Below are 1,717 nucleotides of genomic sequence, written 5' to 3' on the forward strand. Positions count from 1 at the left end.
GACCCGACGTGTGAACAACTGGGTGAATCCGGTGGAACAACTCGAGGACAACTCGAGGATGGAATGGGGACAACTTCACGCCTCCACAGCCACCGCTGATTCATCCTCGAGTCACCCCAAGGCCATCCCCATGCCATCAAGCGCTCTGACCTGCGGATTCGGGCGAAATCCACAGATTCCACAGTGCCTACTACTACTTCAGTTCTCCTTCTAGAGAGAACTCTTTTAAAACAGGGTGTGTGGAAACTCGGTTGGGGAGGCTCGAGTCGAGCGGTCGTTCACTCACAGACAGGCAAGGAGGAACGGAGTGGTTCGACGAGCGGGAATCGACCGGGAGGGTCGATGCGGAGTTCGCGCACTGCACGGGTACCGTTTGGTTGTCGGTCGGTTGTGCGAGACTCAATGCGCGGCCGACACAGCAGTTCAACTCCGCTGACACACACCCGCACACGGATTCGAAACTCGGAGAGGACAAATCGGGCGATGGAGCTTGCGAGCATGAAGTTTCGGGTCGCCCGAGAGGACTTCGCCGAATCGGTGGCCTGGGTGGCGCGCAGTCTCCCGTCCCGGCCTCCGGTGCCTGTTCTCGGCGGTGTGCTGCTGGTGGCCGACGAGAACGGCCTGACGGTCTCCGGGTTCGACTACGAGGTCTCCGCGCAGATGCGCGTCGCGGCCGAGGTCGCCGGTCCCGGCCAGGTGCTGGTCTCGGGCCGCCTGCTCGCCGACATCACCAAGTCGCTGTCGAACAAGCCGGTCGATGTCTCCGTCGACGGCACCCGTGTGCTCATCGCCTGTGGCAGCGCGAAGTTCTCGCTGCCGACCATGCCGGTCGAGGACTATCCCCAACTGCCCGAGGTTCCGCAGCAGACCGGTGAACTCACCGTCGACGTGTTCGCCGAGGCGGTCGGCCAGGTCGCCGTCGCCGCGGGCCGTGACGACACCCTGCCGATGCTCACCGGCATCCGGGTCGAGATCGAGGGCAACGACGTGGTGCTCGCCGCCACCGACCGTTTCCGACTCGCTGTGCGCCACTTGCAGTGGAACCCGACCCGCTCCGATATCGAGACCGCGGTGCTCATTCCCGCGCGCACGCTGTCCGAGGCCGCCAAGACCCTCGGTGCCGCCGAGGCGCCCGTGCAGCTGTCGCTTGGCAGTGGTGGCGGCGCCGACGGCCTGCTCGGCATCGTCAACGGCGGCCGGCGGACCACCACCCGACTGCTCGACGCGGAATTCCCCAAGTTCCGCCAGTTGCTCCCCAAGGAGCACACCTCCATCGCCACCCTGCCCGTCGCCGTGCTGTCCGAGGCGATCAAGCGTGTCGCCCTGGTGGCCGAACGCGGTGCCCAGGTACGGCTCGAGTTCTCCACAGACGGCGTGCTGCTGTCGGCGGGTGGGGACGATGCGGGCCGGGCCGAGGAATGGCTGGAAGCCGATTTCCGCGGCGAACCGCTCACCATCGCGTTCAACCCCGGCTACCTGACCGAGGGCCTGGCCGCGCTGCACACCGACCGGGTCACGTTCGGGTTCACCACGCCCAGCCGTCCGGCGGTGCTGCTGCCCGCCTCCGACGAGGAGCCCAAGGTGCTCGAGTCGGGTGCGTTCGCGGCGCTGGAGAGCCAGTACATCTACCTGTTGATGCCGGTCCGGCTGCCCGGCTGAGCAGGCAGGGGCCACTCCGACAGCCTGGTCCTGGTGACGGCCCGGGAGCCGATGGAGC

The 1,717-nt window shown here is 66.5% G+C and carries 1 protein-coding gene; it reads left to right on the forward strand.

The features are described from left to right. Positions 1 to 483: 483 nt before the first annotated feature. Positions 484 to 1,659 (forward strand): DNA polymerase III subunit beta, encoded by a 1,176-nt coding sequence (gene dnaN, locus ACFWF3_RS34880; protein WP_378634611.1) that lies wholly within the window; start codon positions 484 to 486, stop codon positions 1,657 to 1,659. The last annotated feature ends 58 nt before the right edge of the window (positions 1,660 to 1,717 follow it).

The organism is Nocardia sp. NPDC060220 (genome assembly GCF_042727815.1).
In the GTDB taxonomy this organism is placed as follows: Bacteria; Actinomycetota; Actinomycetes; order Mycobacteriales; family Mycobacteriaceae; genus Nocardia.

What these genes read in the sequence shown, in the direction of transcription:
- dnaN (WP_378634611.1), top strand. Translation starts at nt 484, where the DNA reads ATGGAGCTTGCGAGCATGAAGTTTCGGGTCGCCCGAGAGGACTTCGCC.